18 protein-coding genes are annotated in these 19,296 nt (G+C 33.4%); 12 read left to right on the top strand and 6 right to left on the bottom strand.

Annotation, left to right across the window (positions count from 1 at the left end):
• The 9 genes from FF52_RS18595 to scpA all read left to right on the top strand — a co-directional run bounded on the left by FF52_RS18595 (position 1) and on the right by scpA (position 8,660).
• Complete coding sequence (locus tag FF52_RS18595) at positions 1 to 468, top strand: low molecular weight protein-tyrosine-phosphatase (protein ID WP_008467976.1); 468 nt, start codon at positions 1 to 3, stop codon at positions 466 to 468.
• 60 nt (positions 469 to 528) lie between these two features.
• On the top strand, positions 529 to 1,242 hold the full coding sequence (locus tag FF52_RS18590) for an SAM-dependent methyltransferase (RefSeq protein WP_008467974.1): 714 nt from the start codon (positions 529 to 531) through the stop codon (positions 1,240 to 1,242).
• A 20-nt stretch (positions 1,243 to 1,262) separates the two neighbouring features.
• A complete protein-coding gene (locus FF52_RS18585) occupies positions 1,263 to 1,694 on the top strand; it encodes an energy transducer TonB (RefSeq protein WP_008467972.1) in 432 nt (143 codons plus the stop codon).
• A gap of 34 nt (positions 1,695 to 1,728) precedes the next feature.
• Positions 1,729 to 2,856: a methionine aminotransferase gene (locus FF52_RS18580; RefSeq protein WP_008467971.1), complete on the top strand. Its 1,128-nt coding sequence runs from the start codon at positions 1,729 to 1,731 to the stop codon at positions 2,854 to 2,856.
• 77 nt (positions 2,857 to 2,933) lie between these two features.
• Positions 2,934 to 3,815 (top strand): SDR family oxidoreductase, encoded by an 882-nt coding sequence (locus FF52_RS18575; protein ID WP_008467969.1) that lies wholly within the window; start codon positions 2,934 to 2,936, stop codon positions 3,813 to 3,815.
• A gap of 250 nt (positions 3,816 to 4,065) precedes the next feature.
• Entirely contained in the window at positions 4,066 to 4,674 is a 609-nt protein-coding gene (gene udk / locus FF52_RS18570) for a uridine kinase (RefSeq protein WP_008467967.1), read from the top strand.
• Between the two features lie 103 nt (positions 4,675 to 4,777).
• Positions 4,778 to 5,110: an FtsB family cell division protein gene (locus FF52_RS18565; RefSeq protein WP_008467965.1), complete on the top strand. Its 333-nt coding sequence runs from the start codon at positions 4,778 to 4,780 to the stop codon at positions 5,108 to 5,110.
• Positions 5,111 to 5,124: 14 nt separating this feature from the next.
• Positions 5,125 to 6,489 (top strand): methylmalonyl-CoA mutase subunit beta, encoded by a 1,365-nt coding sequence (locus tag FF52_RS18560; RefSeq protein WP_008467962.1) that lies wholly within the window; start codon positions 5,125 to 5,127, stop codon positions 6,487 to 6,489.
• Positions 6,490 to 6,530: 41 nt separating this feature from the next.
• Positions 6,531 to 8,660, top strand: a complete 2,130-nt coding sequence (gene scpA, locus FF52_RS18555; protein ID WP_008467961.1) for a methylmalonyl-CoA mutase — start codon at positions 6,531 to 6,533, stop codon at positions 8,658 to 8,660.
• Between the two features lie 96 nt (positions 8,661 to 8,756).
• On the opposite strand, the gene FF52_RS18550 is transcribed toward scpA, so the two are convergent.
• From FF52_RS18550 to dapF, 4 genes are all read right to left on the bottom strand, one after another.
• Positions 8,757 to 9,398, bottom strand: coding sequence for a hypothetical protein (locus FF52_RS18550; RefSeq protein ID WP_008467959.1), 642 nt, complete (start codon positions 9,396 to 9,398; stop codon positions 8,757 to 8,759).
• Between the two features lie 482 nt (positions 9,399 to 9,880).
• Positions 9,881 to 10,921, bottom strand: a complete 1,041-nt coding sequence (gene mltG / locus FF52_RS18545; RefSeq protein WP_008467958.1) for an endolytic transglycosylase MltG — start codon at positions 10,919 to 10,921, stop codon at positions 9,881 to 9,883.
• 10 nt (positions 10,922 to 10,931) lie between these two features.
• Complete coding sequence (locus FF52_RS18540; RefSeq protein WP_008467956.1) at positions 10,932 to 11,465, bottom strand: GNAT family N-acetyltransferase; 534 nt, start codon at positions 11,463 to 11,465, stop codon at positions 10,932 to 10,934.
• Between the two features lie 68 nt (positions 11,466 to 11,533).
• Positions 11,534 to 12,316 (bottom strand): diaminopimelate epimerase, encoded by a 783-nt coding sequence (gene dapF, locus FF52_RS18535; RefSeq protein ID WP_008467954.1) that lies wholly within the window; start codon positions 12,314 to 12,316, stop codon positions 11,534 to 11,536.
• A gap of 161 nt (positions 12,317 to 12,477) precedes the next feature.
• On the opposite strand from dapF, the gene FF52_RS18530 reads away from it, so the two are divergent.
• Positions 12,478 to 13,878: a trypsin-like peptidase domain-containing protein gene (locus FF52_RS18530; RefSeq protein WP_008467953.1), complete on the top strand. Its 1,401-nt coding sequence runs from the start codon at positions 12,478 to 12,480 to the stop codon at positions 13,876 to 13,878.
• 200 nt (positions 13,879 to 14,078) lie between these two features.
• The gene (locus FF52_RS18525) at positions 14,079 to 15,527 is read left to right on the top strand and encodes a glyceraldehyde-3-phosphate dehydrogenase (protein WP_008467951.1); all 1,449 of its coding nucleotides are present in this window, start codon (positions 14,079 to 14,081) and stop codon (positions 15,525 to 15,527) included.
• Positions 15,528 to 15,584: 57 nt separating this feature from the next.
• Here the strand turns inward: FF52_RS18525 and FF52_RS18520 are convergent, their stop codons facing one another.
• Positions 15,585 to 16,043, bottom strand: a complete 459-nt coding sequence (locus FF52_RS18520; protein WP_008467950.1) for an Lrp/AsnC family transcriptional regulator — start codon at positions 16,041 to 16,043, stop codon at positions 15,585 to 15,587.
• A 201-nt stretch (positions 16,044 to 16,244) separates the two neighbouring features.
• Between FF52_RS18520 and ald the strand changes: the two genes are divergently transcribed.
• The gene (ald, locus tag FF52_RS18515; protein WP_008467947.1) at positions 16,245 to 17,363 is read left to right on the top strand and encodes an alanine dehydrogenase; all 1,119 of its coding nucleotides are present in this window, start codon (positions 16,245 to 16,247) and stop codon (positions 17,361 to 17,363) included.
• Positions 17,364 to 17,487: 124 nt separating this feature from the next.
• Here ald and pafA read toward each other — a convergent pair whose 3' ends face one another.
• Positions 17,488 to 19,107 (bottom strand): alkaline phosphatase PafA, encoded by a 1,620-nt coding sequence (gene pafA, locus FF52_RS18510; protein WP_008467946.1) that lies wholly within the window; start codon positions 19,105 to 19,107, stop codon positions 17,488 to 17,490.
• Positions 19,108 to 19,296: the final 189 nt, after the last annotated feature.

The raw sequence follows: 19,296 nt of genomic DNA, 5'->3' as shown, positions 1-19,296 counted from the left end.
ATGCCTGTAAAAATCTTAATGGTTTGTTTAGGGAATATCTGCAGATCACCTTTAGCAGAAGGAATTTTAGCCTCTAAATTACCTCAAGATAAATTTTTAGTTGATTCTGCCGGAATAGGTTCTTGGCATGTTGGACATTGCCCTGACAAACGCTCTATTGAAGTTGCCAAAAAATACGGAATCAATATCAGCGCACAAAAAGGAAGACAAATAAAAGCCTCTGATTTTGATGAGTTTGATTATATCTATGTAATGGACAATTCGAATTTTCGCGATGTTATTCATTTAGCCAAAACTCCAGAACGCAAAAACAAAGTCCGTTTGATTTTAAACGATTTATTTCCAGACGAAAATGTAGACGTTCCTGATCCGTACTATGGTTCTGCCAATGGTTTTGAAAACGTTTACAAAATGCTGGACGAAGTGACTGATTTAATTGCAGACCAACTTCTTAAAAAACACTCCTAATCTAATTCAATTGTTTCTAAAAAAGAGATAATTGAATTTTTTAATTTTAAACAAAAGCACATGAAATCTTTCGGAAAATTATATCTAATTCCAACTACAATGGGCGAAAGCGATCCGATGGATGTTTTACCTCAGACTGTTAGAAGAACGATAGAAGTTATCGACCACTATATTGTTGAAAATGATAAAACTGCTAGAAAATCTATAAAAGCCGTTTATCCAGAAAAAAAACAATCTGAATTGGTTCTTTTTACTTTGAACAAAAGAACAGAAACTAGCGAACACAATGATTTCATCAAACCTTTGCTGGAAGGAACAAATATGGGATTAATGAGCGAAGCTGGCTGTCCTGGCGTTGCAGATCCAGGTGCTGCAATTGTAAAACTGGCTCATGAAAAAGGGATTCAGGTTGTGCCTTTGGTCGGACCATCTTCTATCCTATTGGCAATGATGGCTTCTGGAATGAATGGCCAGAGCTTTACTTTCAACGGATACCTGCCAATTGATAAAGACGAGAAAAAATCAGCAATTCGTCATTTTGAGAAATTGTCTTATGACAAAAACCAATCGCAATTATTCATTGAAACTCCATACAGAAATAATAAACTGATTGAAGATCTTTTACAGATTTTAAGTCCTGCGACACATCTTTGTATTGCAGCGGATATTACTTTGCCAACAGAATTCATCAAAACATTGAAAGTTGCTGATTGGAAAAAATTAAAAATCGACATTGATAAGCGTCCTGCTATTTTTATTATTCATAAAATGTAAACTAACTCTAAAACCACCTTATGAAAAAATTTCTAATTCTGATTTTAATATGTTTTATTCAAAGTGTTTATTCTCAAAAAGAAACAAAAAACAAAAACTCTGAATCTATACCATATATACCAGTACATACCGTAGTTGAAGAGGCTACAGACATATATAATGTTGCAGGCATAGAAGTTAGACCTGAATTTCCAGGAGGTCAAGAAGCATTAGACCGTTTTTTAAAAGATAATTATAAAAATCCAAAAAAAGATTTAAAAGGTAAAGTATATGCCTCTTTTATAATTGAAAAAGATGGATCGCTAAGTGACATAAAAACTATTCGAGATTTAGGATTTGGAACTAAAGAAGAAGCTATTCGGGTTTTAAAATTATCTCCTAAATGGAATCCTGGAAAACAAAATGAGAAGGTCGTTAGAGTTTTATACGCCATGCCTATAGTAGTAGATTAAATTCACCTTCTCTTTCCCCTAATCAAACTTCACTATGAGCAAACTTCCAAACGTAACCACAAGCATTTTTACGGTAATGTCAAAAATGGCAGCTGAATATAATGCAATCAATCTTTCTCAAGGATTTCCAAATTTTCCTGTTGATCAGAGATTGACCGATATTGTTTCAAGATTAGCAAAAGAAAATGTGCATCAATATACACCTATGGCAGGTTATCCGCTGTTGATGAACAAAATTGCGAAATTAACTCAGGATTCTTATAAAAGAACAATAAATCCAGATACAGAACTTTTGGTTACAGCTGGAGCAACACAAGGAATTTTCACCACAATTTTAGCTTTAGTAAAAGAAAATGATGAAGTAATTATTCTCGATCCGAGTTATGATTCTTATGAATCTCCTGTTTTACTTTGCAAAGCGAAACCACTTCGAGTAGCACTGAATGACGATTATACTCCAAATTGGGATAGAATTGAAAAAGCTTGTTCTGCCAAAACCAGAATGATGATTATCAATAACCCGCATAATCCGACTGGAAAAATTTTAACCGAAAATGATTTTGTTCAATTAAAAACTCTTCTTGAAAAATATCCTGATATTATAGTTTTATCAGATGAAGTTTATGAATACATAACTTTCGAAGAAAAACATATTTCGGCACATACAAAAGATTTTCTTTTAGACCGTTGCGTCATGGTTTCTTCTTTTGGAAAATCATTTCATATAACGGGTTGGAAAATTGGCTACACCATTGCTCCTGAACATTTAATGAAAGAAATCAAAAAAGTGCATCAGTTTTTGGTTTTCAGCGTGAATAGTATTTCTCAGTTTGCCATTAGCGAATATTTAGATGTTGTTGATGTCAATCTTCTTGGAAAATTCTATCAGGAAAAACGAGATTATTTTCAAAAACTGCTTCAAAATAGCCGTTTCGAGCTAAAGCCTTGCGAAGGAACTTATTTTCAGGTTGCTTCCTATGCTAACATTTCAGATGAAAATGATGTTACTTTCTGTAAAAATCTAATTATCGATCATGGAGTGGCTGCAATTCCTATTTCGACCTTTTATTCAGATCATAAGGATCAAAAATTAATTCGTTTTTGCTTTGCCAAAGACGACTTCACACTTGAATCTGCAGCAAAAAAATTATGCGATATATAAAATTTTTCAAAATTTTATAACATTGTTATGCGTGCATCCTATTTTATTTAACTAATATTGTAAAAAAAAGAAAAAATATGAGCTACACAGATAAAATGTTGCGTGATGATGCTTTAAAAGGCAAAGTCATTGTCGTTACAGGCGGCGGAAGCGGTTTAGGCAAAGCTATGACCAAATATTTTCTCGAATTAGGAGCTCAAGTAGCGATAACTTCTAGAGATTTAGAGAAGTTAAAAACCACAGCTGCCGAACTGGAAAGCCAAACTGGAGGCAAATGCCTTCCTCTTCAATGTGATGTTCGCCATTACGAAGAAGTCGAAAACATGCTTCAGGAAACTTTAAAGGTTTTCGGAAAAGTAGATGTTCTTTTAAATAATGCGGCAGGAAACTTCATTTCGCCAACCGAAAGATTATCTGCAAATGCTTTTGATACTGTCATAGATATCGTACTAAAAGGTTCTAAAAACTGTACGTTAGCTTTTGGAAAACACTGGATTGACACTAAACAAACTTCGGCAACGATTTTAAATATAGTAACTACTTACGCTTGGACAGGATCTGCTTATGTGGTTCCTAGTGCTACTGCAAAAGCGGGAGTTTTAGCAATGACAAGAAGTCTTGCTGTAGAGTGGGCAAAATACGGAATTCGTTCTAACGCAATTGCTCCTGGACCATTCCCTACAAAAGGTGCTTGGGACAGATTATTGCCTGGAGATCTTTCAGAGAAATTTGACATGGCTAAAAAAGTGCCATTAAAAAGAGTTGGAGATCACCAAGAATTAGCAAATTTAGCTGCTTACCTAGTTTCAGATTTCTCTTCATACATAAATGGAGACGTAATCACAATTGATGGTGGCGAATGGTTAAAAGGTGCCGGACAATTCAACTTATTAGAGGCAATTCCAGAAGAACTTTGGGATCAGCTTGAAATGATGATTAAAGCAAAAAAGAATAAATAAATACAAGTGCTTACTAAATTCAGAATATTTTTTTAAACTATACTGATTGCACGAAATCCCGAAGGTTTACTTTCGGGATTTTTTTATGTTTTTCACCATATAAGTAATATAAGTTCAGCTAAGAAGCATTTTGTTTAAATATCTGTTTACTTAAATTTACTTATGTTACTTATATGGTTAAATTATTTTAAATGTTTAACGATTCAGTTAAATTATTATTTTTGCCAAACAAATATCAAACAAAAATTTTATGCTCATTATCGGACTTGCAGGAGGAACAGGAAGTGGAAAAACTACAGTAGTACACCAAATTATGAATGAATTACCAGACACAGAAGTTGGGGTGATTTCTCAGGATTCGTACTACAAACAAACCGATAATTTATCCTTTGACGAAAGAGCATTAATTAATTTTGACCACCCACGTGCGATCGATTTTGAATTATTGGTAAAACATCTAAAAGCTTTAAAAGCAGGAGAAACAATCGATCAGCCGGTTTATTCTTTTATTCAACACAACAGAACAGACGATACCGTTTCGACTCATCCAAGAAAAGTGATGATTGTTGAAGGAATTTTGATTTTGACAAATCCGGAATTGCGTGACATGTTCGACATTAAAATCTTTGTTCACGCAGATTCTGACGAAAGATTAATTCGTCGTTTAAAAAGAGATATTTCAGAACGCGGACGCGATATTGATGAAGTTTTAAACCGTTATCAAACGACTTTAAAGCCTATGCATGAGCAATTTATCGAACCTTCTAAGGCTTTTGCAGACATTATCATCCCGAATGACAAATACAATACGGTAGCAATTGATGTCGTTCGTGCCGTAATTAATCAGAGAATTTCATAATTTTTATCGTAAATTTAAACCATAAAATTATCTGCAGCCCAGCGAAGGTCGGGTTTGCTCTCTAACAGGTCTAAAAAAAACAATTCAAAAGAAATTATCTTATATGAAATTCAAGAATCCATATAAAGACAAAAAATGGTTCAAATACCTTGGAAACAAATATGTTTGGGTTTTACTATTTTTTATAGTTTGGATGTTATTTTTAGACAACTACTCCTATTTTGATCATCGTTTCTTAGATGAACAAATACATGAGCTCGAGGATAATAAAAAGTATTATCAGGAAGAAATCAAAAAAGATCAGGAGCAAATTAAGCTGCTCAAAAATCCAGAACAAATTGAGAAATACGCTCGCGAAAAGTATTTTATGAAAAAGGACAGCGAAGATATTTATATCATACAATTTGAAGGAGACACGATTCAAGAAAAAGAATAATCAAAAAAACTACAATGGCCACTAACCTATTCGACGATTTTAATCCGATTTCATCCAAACAATGGAAACAAAAAATTCAGTTTGAATTGGATGGAGCCGATTACAATCAAACTGTTATTTGGAATTCTCCAGAAGATATTCAGGTAAAACCTTTTTATCATAGCGATGAGTTCACAAAAGCCGCAAATGTAAACACTCAAGCCTCGGATTTTAAAATCTGCCAAAATATCTTTGTTTTCGATGTTGAAAAATCTATCGAGCGCGCTTTAAACACCTTAGAAAGAGGTGCAGAAAGCCTTCGTTTTACAATCGAAAATGATAAAATTGATGTTCAAAAATTACTAGAGAATCTTCCTTTAGAAAACAAAAACGTCTACTTTAATTTCAGTTACATCTCAATCGATTTCGTTAAAAAATTAGATACGATTTCAATTCAGAAAAAAGCTAATTTTTATTGCAATTTTGATCCAATCGGACAATTGGCACGAGAAGGAAATTGGTTTACGACTTCTGAAAAAAATAATTTTGAAACTTTAGATTTGCTTTTAAAAAATACAACCAATTTAAATCTTCTCAGTGTAGATTTGGGATTGTACCAAAATTCTGGCGCTAACATCACTCAGCAAATCGCTTATAGTTTAGCGCATGCAAACGAATATTTAAATCGTTTTGCTGGAACCGCAAAGTCTATTGTTTTTCAAGTTTCTGTTGGAACAAATTATTTCTTCGAAATTGCAAAGCTTCGTGCACTTCGAATGCTTTTTGATTTAATTGCTTCAGAATATAATTCAAAAATAAAATGCCATTTATTGGTAACGCCAACAAAACGCAATAAAACCATTTACGATTATAATGTCAATATGTTGCGTACGACAACCGAATGTATGTCAGCAATTTTAGGCGGTGCAAATGCGATTGCCAATTTGCCTTACGACGCATTATATCATAAAGACAATGAATTTGGAGACCGAATTGCTAGAAATCAGCTTTTAATTTTAAAACACGAAAGTTATTTTGACAAAGTAGACAATCCAGCTGACGGAAGTTATTACATCGAAAGTTTAACAATGCAATTGGCAGAAAAAAGTTTGGCATTATTTAAAGATATTGAAGCCAATGGTGGTTTCTTAAAACTTTTAAATGATGGCACAATCAAAAAGAAAATTCAGGAAAGTGCTAATAAAGAACAGGAATTATTCGATTCTAAAAAGGAAATCCTTTTAGGCACAAATAAATATCCAAACAAAGAAGACCGAATGAAACATGATTTAGAATTGTTTCCTTTTGTAAAAATCAAACCAAGAAAAACATTAATTACCCCAATTATCGAAAAGAGATTGGCTGAGAAAATGGAGCAAGAAAGATTGGAATTAGAATAATCTCAAACGTAATTAATTAAAAATTCAAAAAAAGTGTCTCAATGATTAGAAAAGACCTTAAACATATTACTCTTCAAAGTCAAAAGCCGAAAGCTGAAAGTCAAGGAAACTTGGCAGACAACTTTACGACAGCTGAAGGAATTGAAATTAAAAAAAACTATTCTGAGAAAGATATCGAAGATTTAGATTTTCTTGATTTCGGAGCCGGTTTTGCACCAAATTTACGCGGACCATATGCCACGATGTATGTGAGACGTCCGTGGACTATTCGTCAATACGCAGGATTTTCTACAGCAGAAGAAAGCAATGCTTTTTACAGAAAAAATTTAGCGGCTGGACAGAAAGGACTTTCTATTGCTTTTGACTTACCAACACATCGCGGTTACGATTCAGATCACGAAAGAGTAGTTGGCGATGTCGGAAAAGCTGGTGTCGCAATAGATTCTGTTGAAGACATGAAAGTGCTTTTCGATCAGATTCCGCTAGATGAAATGTCAGTTTCCATGACTATGAATGGAGCTGTTTTACCTATTATGGCTTTTTATATAGTTGCTGCTGAAGAACAAGGTGTTAGTCCAGAAAAATTATCGGGAACAATCCAAAATGATATTTTAAAGGAGTTTATGGTTAGAAATACTTATATCTACCCTCCAACTCCTTCGATGAAAATCATTGCTGATATTTTTGAATTTACGAGCAAAAAAATGCCAAAATTCAATTCTATTTCCATTTCTGGTTATCATATGCAGGAAGCTGGAGCAACAGCTGATATTGAACTAGCATATACTTTGGCAGATGGTTTAGAATATATCAGAACCGGATTATCAACAGGAATGACGATTGATGAATTTGCTCCAAGATTATCTTTCTTTTGGGCAATCGGAATGAATCATTTTATGGAAATTGCCAAGATGAGAGCTGGGCGTATGATTTGGGCAAAATTATTACAGCAATTCAATCCAAAAAGTGATAAATCTTTGGCATTAAGAACGCATTGCCAAACCAGCGGATGGAGTTTGACAGAGCAAGATCCGTTTAACAATGTTGCTAGAACTTGTATAGAAGCGGCAGCAGCGGCTTTTGGCGGAACACAATCACTTCATACCAATGCTTTAGACGAAGCAATCGCGCTTCCAACAGATTTCTCTGCCAGAATTGCTAGAAATACTCAAATATTTCTTCAAGAAGAAACTAAAATCACTAAAACAGTCGATCCTTGGGCTGGAAGTTACTATGTTGAAAGTTTAACCAATGACATCGTAGAAAAGACTTGGAAATTAATTGAAGAAGTAGAAGAACTCGGCGGAATGACAAAAGCAATCGAAGCTGGAATTCCGAAACTTCGAATTGAAGAAGCTGCAGCTAGAAAACAAGCAAGAATTGACAGCGGGCAAGATATTATTGTCGGTGTGAATAAATATCGTTTAGAGAAGGAAGATCCGTTGGATATTTTGGATGTAGACAATCAATTGGTTCGCAAACAACAGGTTGAACGTCTTGAAGAAATAAAACGAACGCGAGATTCTGAAAAAGTAAATAAGTCACTAGAAAAATTAATCCATTGTGCGCAGACAGGACAAGGGAACTTATTAGAAAATGCAATTGAAGCCGCTAGAAACCGAGCAACATTAGGCGAAATCAGTAATGCATTGGAAACTGTTTTTGGCCGTTTTAAAGCACAAATTAAATCTTTTAGCGGAGTGTATAGTGCAGCAATAAAAAATGACGAGAATTTTGAAAAAGCAAAACAACTAGCAGATGTTTTTGCCAAACAAGAAGGAAGACGTCCTAGAATTATGATTGCTAAAATGGGACAAGACGGTCACGACCGTGGTGCAAAAGTAGTCGCAACAGGTTATGCCGATGTTGGTTTTGATGTTGATATAGGCCCATTATTTCAAACTCCAGCAGAAGCTGCAAAACAAGCTGTTGAGAATGACGTTCATATCTTAGGAGTTTCATCTCTAGCTGCTGGTCACAAAACATTAGTGCCGCAAGTTATAGAAGAATTAAAAAAACACGGACGAGAAGATATTATGGTAATTGTGGGTGGTGTAATTCCGTCTCAGGACTATCAATTCTTGTTTGATGCCGGCGCATCGGCCGTTTTTGGACCTGGAACTAAAATAAGTGAAGCGGCCATAAAAATCTTAGAAGCTTTGATAGATTGAGTTTTGCAGTCTCAGTCTCAGTACTCAGTATTACCGATATGGAAAATAAATAGAAAAAGAGGTTGTTTCACCTATTGCGAAACAACCTCTTTTAATTTAGTCGTTTACTGTTGCGTTACTATCAGCTTCTATAAAAGAAAGATCGTAACCTGCAAAATCTCTCATGTAGCTTTTCAAAGAAGTCCCAAAAGCATCTCTAAAATGCCTGCTTCCTTTGTTTTTGAAAAAATTCTTTACAGAACCTGCCCCGCCTAAATGCGCTGCAGCTAAAATTCCTGATTCGGTAATTTCAATACCGCTGACGATTTTGCCTTCGTACTTTTCGATTTCGTTACGTAAAATCCATTTGTTTTTGGCTAGTAAAGCCATAAAAGCTTTTTCTTGTAGAGCAGGATCTTTTAAAAAGGCTTTAGTATCATTAATTCCGATTGCTCTCAAAGCTTTAGAACCAAATTGATATTTACCCATATAACCAAGGGTATTTACAAGTCTGTACTGCCCTTGTGATTCTTTAAAAGCGACTGCTTCTTTAAATCCTATTAGACGATTTCCTGTGAATGGGACGTTTGCGATTTTTGGATAATCATCTTTTTCTTTAGATGGAAAAATGTATTCTGATCCATCCGTTTTTTCAATTAAAAACCAAGGTTTGGTTTCGTGGTTAGAGGGAATAAATCCCAAACTTAAAAATGTAATAATAACGACTAAACTCGCATAAAAATACCATTTCTTTATCATAAATTGTTTTTCTTCAAGACGCTGTCACCCTCTTGAAATTTCTACGGTGCAAAGATAAGTTATTTTGAAAATATGCTTAAAATCAACAATTTAGCATTTTACACATAAAATCGTAAACTGCTTTCATCCCAGTTATAGTAATGGATTCCGAGAGATTTCAGTTCTCTTTTTTTAGCTTTAAAAACCAAAAATCGAAGCAAAAAAAAATCCCATTTTATATAAATTTTAAGCAAATTTCATTAAAAAGAAGGAATTTTCTTATATAAAATATTTGATTTTTTATTCAAATCTTGAAAACCAGTTTTTGAATTTTATAAAATTGAACATCAAAAAATGTTTATTTTTTTATTAATTCATTACAAAAAATACTCAAAATAATAAATTCATAAATTTTCGATTTCAATCCAATTTTTGCATTTGAAAAAAAAAAAACCGAAGTAGAATTTTACTTCGGTCTTTAATATTTAAAAAGATAATAAAAATTATCTCGTTACTCCTTGACTAGCAATCCAGTCAGAATATTTTTTTGCATTTACATTATGTTCTGCCAATGTCGCCGCAAACTCGTGATATCCGAAACGATCTACACTTGCACAGAAATAAATATAATCGTTCTTCTCTGGATTTAAAACTGCTTCTAATGCTGTAATATCAGGCATTGCAATTGGTCCAGGAGGAAGTCCCTTGTTCACATACGTATTGTATGGCGATCTCATTACCAAATCGTTATAAAACACTCTTTTAATAACTTGATCAAAATTGTTGTCTCTTAATTTTAAAGCATAAATAACGGTTGGATCAGCCTGCAAAGGCATTTCTAAACGCAAACGATTCAAATAAACTCCTGCAATACGTGGTCTTTCGTCTTTTTTAACGGATTCTTTATGCACAATTGAAGCTAAAATTGTTGCTTGTACTGGAGTTAAACCTTGTTTCTTTGCCTTCTCGATTCTTTCAGGTGTCCAGAAATTATGATATTCTTTTATCATTTTATCACGGAACTTTTCAGCTGAAGTATTCCAATAAACTTCGTAAGTATTTGGAATAAACATTGCAAAAACATTTTCTTCATTAAATCCGTTTGCTGCTAAAAATGTAGAATCTTTTATCGCTTTTAGAAGTGACAAACTATCTGCTTCAATTTCTGCTCCGATTCTTCCTGCAAAATTCTCTAATCTTTCTTGATTATTGAAAACCAACTTAACAGGAATATTAGAACGCATTGCTCTTACTAAGTCTATATTATTCATATCTTTTTTCAGTAAAAAACGTCCAGATTTTACATTTTGCGGATAATCTCTTTTTTCGGCAACCAATTCAAAGTTGTCAAAATTCTTTATGTAAGGTGCTAATATCTTTTTTACATCAGCATAATTGGCATCTGTCGGCACATAGACATACACTTCCTTTTCTTCAAATTTAGTATTAGAACTAAATATTTTACTGATTAATATAAAACCATAAATCAATAAAACTGAAATGATGGCTACGGCACTTATCGTGATTATTTTTTTTAGACTCAAAGCTTAAAATTTAAATTTGTTTATTAATTAACTGATAAATTGCTTCATCGTGATAGCGGTTATGATACAAGATCCAGTCTTTTTTGATTCCGATTTTCTTAAAACCAAATTTAGTAAAAAGTGCAAGACTTGCTACATTTTGTACACCAATATTTGCATACAATTGATGAAGATTTAAATTATAAAAAGAATATTTTATTAAAAGCCCTAAAGCCTCAGAACCAATATTTTTCCTTTGATTTTCTTCTTTCTGAATAACAATACCAATCCCTGCCCTATTATTTCTAGGATCAAAATCAAATAAATCAATCAATCCGATAGCAGGAAAATCTTCATCTTGGCAGATAGCCAAACGAAGCTGTTTTGCTTCATAAATATCTTGATGTGCATTTTCCAAATATTGTTTAATCAAAAAACGACTGTAAGGAGTTTGCGTATTACTAACTTCCCAAATATTTTCGTCATTTTCTATAGAGTAAATGAACTCTAAATCTTGAGGCTCAAGTGGACGCAAATAAATCGAATCGCCTTTTAATGTAATCATCTTGATATTTTAGATTGTAGATTTTAGATTGATTGGAATTTGGAATTTAAAATTTGAGATTTATAAAATTAAATCTCAATTGTTCCTTTGAATACGAATTTTGCAGGTCCTGTTAAGAATACGTTTGTGTAACCGTCATTATTTTTATCAAAAGAAACCACTAGTTCTCCTCCTTCAACATTTAAGTTTATTGAGGTTTTATCAGTTTCGCCGATCGCGTTCATAGCAATTGCAACTGCAGTTGCTCCAGTTCCGCAGGCAAGAGTTTCATCTTCAACACCTCTTTCGTAAGTTCTTAAAGAAAAAGTATCGCTATCTACTTTTTTAACAAAATTGACATTGCTTCCTTTTTCTCCGTACAATTCACCATAACGAATTGCGGCTCCGTTTTCTTTTACATTATAATGTTCCAAATCATCTACAATCTGAACATGGTGCGGAGAACCTGTATTTAGGAAAGTATAAGAATCTTTTTTCTGAATTTCGTTTACATCAATCATTTGTAAAGACACAATTGAATCAGCACTTACAGAAGCATGATGCAATCCGTCGGTTGCGATAAAAGTGGTTTTGTCATCAATTACACCTAATTGATTGGCAAAAGCAACAAGGCAACGTCCGCCGTTTCCACACATCGAACTTTGATTTCCATCTGAGTTATAATACACCATTCTGAAGTCAGTTTCAGAATCATTTTCGAGTAAAATTAATCCGTCTGCTCCAATTCCGAAACGTCTGTCGCACAGACGCTCAATAAGCTTCACATCGTCTTTTGGAAAGAAATTTGTACGATTATCAATCATTACAAAATCGTTTCCAGTACCTTGATATTTATAAAATTCTATTTGCATTTTTTAGTTGTTAGAAATGCAAAAGTACGAACTATTAATTAATGAAATGTTAATCATTGTTAAAGAGCGTTAAACCGTTTTTACAAATAATTTTTTGAAGTAATTTTACGTTAAATAAAACATGAAACTTAAATTCTAATAACTTAATTACAAATTCTAATATGAAAAGATTTTCAGCCTTATTTTTAGTGTCATTATTAAGTGGTGCTATTACTCTTGGTGCTTACAAGTTATTATTTGAAAGCAACAATTCTTTTTTTGGAAAAGGAAATTCTGTTGTAACTCTTGCCCCTAACTCTTATGGAAAAAATGTTGGTTTAGGTGCTGAAATACTAGATTTTACCGAAGCCGCAGATAAAACTGTACATACCGTTGTTCACGTAAAAAATGTTTCGAGAAGAACTATTAGCAACCCAATGCTTGAATTTTTCTACGGATATGGCGGACAGCAACAACAAGAACAAGTAGGAACTGGTTCTGGTGTTATTATTTCTGAAGACGGATACATTGTTACGAATAATCACGTAATTAAAGATGCCACAGAAATTGAAATTACTTTAAATAATAAAAAATCATACAAAGCGAAGTTAATAGGTACCGATTCAAAAATGGATATTGCCCTTTTGAAAATCAATGCTGATGAAAAACTTCCTTATACTGCTTTTGCAAATTCTGATAACGTAAAAGTCGGAGAATGGGTATTGGCAGTTGGAAATCCTTATAACTTGACTTCTACTGTAACTGCTGGAATTGTTTCGGCTAAAGCTAGAAATTTAGACCAAAGCGGAATCCAATCTTTCATTCAGACTGATGCTGCAGTAAACCCAGGTAATAGCGGTGGAGCGTTAGTAAATGCAAGAGGTGAATTAATTGGAATTAATACCATGATTTCTTCAATGACAGGTTCTTATGTTGGATATTCTTTTGCTGTTCCTTCTAATATAGCTCGTAAAATTATTGAGGATATTATGGAATATGGAAATGTTCAAAGAGGTATTCTTGGTGTTGAAGGTGGCGAATTGAATGCAACAGCTTCTAAAGAATTGGGAGTAACAGAAACGCAAGGATTCTACATTAATAGAGTTTCTAAAAATTCTGGCGCAGAAAAAGCTGGTCTAACTAAAGGTGATATCATTGTAAAATTGGATGATCAAAATATTGCAACTTATGCAGATTTATCTGGCTACATCAATACAAAACGTCCAAATGATGTTGTAAAAGTAACTTACATTAAAGACGGAAAAACTAAAACTGTCCCTGTTACTTTAAGCAAAAATGAGTTTTACAGCGCTGAATTTAAAGGAATTGAATTAGAAAATATTGATGCTGCTGACAAGAAAAAATTCAGAATCGATTATGGCGTTAAAATTAAAAACATCAGCAATGAGAATTTAATGCAATATCAAAATGAATTAGTAGGAAATATTATTCTTAGCATTGATAATGTAAAAGCAACAAACGTTGAAACGGTTTCAAAACTTTTAAGTAAAAAAGACGAAGGACAAAGCGTTCGAATTGAAATGATCAACAGAAACGGGGAAATTTTCAGAATTATAATTTAAGTCACAGTTTTCGGTCCCAGTTTTCAGTTACTAAAACTGCAAACTGGGACTGCTACTGAAAACTTCAAAAAATGCCATCTTAGAAATCTAAGGTGGCTTTTTTATTTTCAAAAATAAATGCTAAAATAGTTTACGAAATCGATTGAAATAGATACTTTTGCGCAAAATTTTAAAATAGTGAGCATTTTATTTTTTCAATTATGAGTAACAAATCATTGTACCAAAAAGAGGTATCCTTACAAGTCGACCGAAGAAAAGCGGGTGTCGAATTAATCAAAGTCATAAGCGATTTATGGTATGACAAATCAATCGAGATGGTTTTATTCAAAAATCAGTTATTGGATAAGAACGTTAGCGATATTATCAATCTTCATCAATATGCTGGTGAATTCGTAGGTAAACCAATCAGTATTTTTGATTCGGTTGAAATCGCAAAAGTGGTATTATCATTAGATCTTCCACCAGCAAAAATAGATTTGGGAAAACTAACTTACGAGTATCGCTTAGAAGATGAGAAATATCCTGATGCAAGATATTTTGTTATTGAAAAATTGAAAAAAGCAAAATCTTCAAAAGAAATTAAGCCTAAAGATATTGTTTTGTATGGCTTTGGAAGAATTGGACGTCTATTGGCGAGAGAGCTAATGTCTAAAACTGGAAAAGGAGATCAATTGCGATTAAGAGCAATTGTAACACGTGATAAAAATGACGCTACAAGCCTAGAGAAACGAGCTTCTCTATTGCGATATGACTCAATTCACGGAGATTTTCAAGGATCTGTAATAGCCGATTCTAAAAATAATGCCTTAATTATAAACGGAACAACTGTTCATATCATTACAGCAAATTCCCCAGAAGAAATCGATTATACTGTCTATGGAATCAATGATGCTTTAGTAATTGATAACACTGGAGCGTTTACTACCGAAGAAGCATTAAAGAGACATTTAACATCAAACGGAGCTAGTAAAGTTTTACTGACTGCTCCTGGAAAGGGTGTTCCGAATATTGTACATGGTGTAAATCATAATGAATTTAACCCTGATGAAGTAAATATTTTTTCGGCGGCATCATGTACAACAAATGCCATCACTCCAATTTTAAAAGTGATTGAAGAATCTCTTGGAATTGTAAAAGGACATTTAGAAACCATTCATGCATACACGAACGACCAAAATTTGGTAGATAATATGCATAGAAAATATCGTCGCGGTAGAGCAGCTGCTTTGAATATGGTAATTACCGAAACTGGCGCAGGAAGTGCTGTTGCAAAAGCTTTGCCATCATTGGAAGGCAAATTAACCTCAAATGCGATTCGTGTTCCTGTCCCTAATGGATCTCTTGTTGTTTTAAATCTAGAAGTTAAAAAAGCAACATCAATTGCAGGAATTAATAAAATCATGAAAAAATATGCTCTTGAAGGAGAATTAGTAGAGCAGATAAAATATTCTTTAAATAACGAATTGGTTTCATCTGACATAGTAGGTACTTCTGCTCCATCTATTTATGACAGCAATGCTACTATTGTTTCTAAAGACGGAAAAAACATCGTACTTTACATTTGGTACGATAACGAATATGGTTACAGCCATCAAGTTATTCGTTTAGCAAAATATATTGCCAAAGTAAGACGTTATACTTATTATTAATTCAACCAAACTAACTTTTTTGCTAAAAACCATCGGGATTTCCTGATGGTTTTTTTATTAAATCGGAAGAACAGTCGTACTTTTCACTTCTGAAATAACAAAAACAGTATTAATCAAAGAGACTTCGGGCAAAACCGATAATTTTTTCTGGTGAAAATGATGATAGCTTTCCATGTCTGGAATTATAATTTTCAGCATATAATCGAAGTTTCCTGAAACGTAATTACATTCTACTACTTCAGGCAAATTCAAAATCGATTGGTTAAATCCTTCCGATGTATCGTAAGTCTGTTTTGTAAGCGTAACTTGGCAGTAAACGGTCAAATTATTTCCGAGTTTTTTCTTGTCTAGAAGCGTCACATATTTTTCTATAATGCCATCTTTTTCAAGACGTTTCACCCGATCATGAACTGGTGTTAAAGACAAGTTTATTTTGTTTGCGATGTCTTTTAAAGTATAGTGCGCGTCTTCCTGCAAAAGACGTAGGATTTTTTTGTCAATTTCATCTAAAGCCATAACGAAAACGTTTTATTAAAATTAGCTAGATTTAGTCTTTTTTTCTTTTTGAAGAATAAATTCAGACCCAAAACAGAATATTTTACTGTAAAAGTAAAAAATAAAATAATATTTTCTTATTTATTAAGCATTAAACCATAATTTATTCTCTATCTGTAGATTTGTAAAACAATTTCAATAAAAACAAAAAAATATAACAAAATGATAATAGGTGTTCCTAAAGAAATAAAAAATAACGAAAACAGAGTTGCTTTAACTCCTGCAGGTGTATCAGAAATGAAAAAACACGGACATACAGTTTATGTTCAATCTACTGCTGGTTTAGGAAGTGGTTTCGCCGATGAAGAATATGCACAAGCTGGTGCAGTTATTTTACCAACAATTGAAGAAGTTTATGCTATTGCAGAAATGATCATCAAAGTAAAAGAACCAATTGCTTCTGAATACCCATTGATTAAAAAAGATCAATTATTATTCACTTACTTCCACTTCGCTTCGTCAGAAGAATTAACACATGCAATGTTAGAAAAAGGAGCTGTTTGTTTAGCTTACGAAACTGTAGAAAAGACAGACAGAAGTTTACCATTATTAGTTCCAATGTCTGAAGTTGCTGGTCGTATGGCTATCCAACAAGGAGCGAAATATCTTGAAAAACCATTAAAAGGAAGAGGAATTCTTTTAGGAGGAGTTCCAGGTGTACCACCTGCAAAAGTATTAGTTTTAGGTGGAGGAATTGTAGGAACTCAAGCTGCAAAAATGGCTGCTGGTTTAGGTGCTCAAGTTACTATTATGGACTTAAGCCTACCTCGTTTACGCCAATTGGATGATATCATGCCTGCAAACGTAAACACAGAGATGTCTAACCACTACAATATTACGAGAGCAATTAAAGATGCTGACTTAATCGTTGGTGCTGTTTTAATTCCAGGAGCAAAAGCACCTCACTTAATTACTCGTGATATGCTTAAATTAATGCGTCCGGGAACTGTTGTTGTTGACGTAGCGGTAGATCAAGGAGGATGTATAGAAACTTGTACTCCTACAACTCACGAAAACCCAACTTTCATTATTGATGATATCGTTCACTACTGTGTAGCTAATATGCCAGGAGCTGTTCCTTACACTTCTACTTTAGCTTTAACAAATGCAACTTTACCATATGCTGTACAATTAGCAAACAAAGGATGGGAAAAAGCTTGCGCAGAAAATGAAGAATTGAAAAAAGGATTAAACGTAGCTAATGGAAAAATTCTTTACAAAGGAGTTGCAGAAGCTTGGAATCTTCCTTTTAACGAAGAAATAGTATTAGCAAACGCATAGTGTTAATACTTAACAAGTGCTTACTAAGTCACTATTCCAAAAGGCTTTTCTTAATTGAAAAGCCTTTTTTTTATGGCATAAAAAAACCTGTCATGAAGACAGGTTTTTCTAAATAATAATCTTTTTATTTTTTATTGTCAAGAACTTCAGTCATAACTTTTGCCTCGGTTCCATTTGGGAAAGTAACTTTAATTTTTTGAGCAATTGTTGGAGCAATTTCCGTAATTGCTTTTTTATCATACGACTCACCTTTTTTGATATGCCAACCATAGAAAATAGCTGGAACATGTGTATCATAGCTATAAATGGTGCCGTGAGATGTACCTGTTGGAGTATATTCAATCATACCAGGCTTATCTACAATAACTAAATCACCATTTTGTGTAACATCATAACCTTTTGCCACAAAATTAAGAGCATAGTCATTTCCAGCATTCGCTAAAACTTCTTCTTCTGTATAAACCTTTTTAACTTGCGGTTGGGTTATTAAAAACTTTTTAAAAGCATCTTTAACTTTATCAAGATCTAATTTCTTGTCCTTAACAATTTGCTTATTAAAGAAAACATTAAAATTCGAATAATTTTGAATCAAATCTACACCGAAAGTCTTAGTTGAAAAATCCTGTAAGCTTTTCTTAACCTCTTTTGAAGGATAATTGTCAACATTATATTTACGATCTTTCAAATAGATTACATTTTCAGCTCCGGCATGATCAGCAGTTAAGAAAAGTAAGTAATTCCCTTTTCCAACTGTTTTATCCAAATAAGCCAAGAAATCAGCAATTGTCTGATCTAATCTTAGATAAGTATCTTGAAGTTCCATCGATCTCGGTCCAAGTAAGTGACCTACATAATCTGTAGAAGAAAAACTAACTGTTAAAAAATCAGTAATATTATCTTTACCTAATTCTTCTTTCTCAATAGCTCTTTTTGCAAACTCAGCTAAAAGATCATTTCCAAAAGGAGTAGCTCTGATAACACCTGCATCATTTTTTTCATACATAGATTTTAAATCATATGGAAAAACAGGTGCAGCACTTCCATATAGCTTTCCTTCATATGGATTATTATCTGGAAGACTTTCATTGTAAGCCGAAGCAGGTCTATACAAATCCCATCCTTTATTAATATATTTTAAGTAGTTTTTTTCATTATTGAATTCAGCAACCCATTCTGGCAGTTTCTCACCGTAAAAAGTACTAGAAATAAAAGAACCTGTTTTACTGTACCAAAATGCCCAGTTCGCAAAATGTCCTGCTGGCAATATGGCTCCACGATCTTTTAGACTCATTCCAATAACTTTTCCAGTAAAGTTAGTAGCCATTCTTACTTCATCAGTAATTGTAGTACTTTGAAGATTCTTTGGAGACATCGCGCCTTCTTCGGCAGTGCCATCACCTACAGTTTTAACTCCTGCATCATCCGTACAATACATTTCTTTTCCAAGAGTTCTGCTAAACCATTCGTTACCTACAATTCCGTGTGTAGCTGGAGTTGTACCTGTGTAGATTGAAGCGTGTCCAGGAGCAGTATAAGTTGGCATATAATTGTAATGCATATTCTGGAAAGTAAATCCATCATTCATTAATCTTTTAAAGCCGTTAGGAGAAAAATCATCTGAAAAGCGATATAAATATTCCATTTTCATTTGATCGACAACTATACCCACAACTAACTTTGGACGTTGTTGCGCACTTAAACCTGTTACAGCTAGAAGTGCTAACAATAAAATATTTTTCTTCATATTTAAAAAGTAATTTAAACACAAAAATACTCATTCAAATCCAAAAAGTCTAAAGTATCAATATTTAACCGTCAACAATTGACTATAATTTAACAGTTATAGGGTTATAGTTTAAAATGCCACATTCCTTCGTGACAAGCAAGCATGTACGTCATCCCTAACGCTTGGTCAGGAAAAAGTTCTAGGGCA

This window comes from Flavobacterium sp. F52 (assembly GCF_000278705.1).
Classification (GTDB): Bacteria; Bacteroidota; Bacteroidia; order Flavobacteriales; family Flavobacteriaceae; genus Flavobacterium; species Flavobacterium anhuiense.
This window is presented reverse-complemented; position numbering and strand designations above follow the sequence as displayed.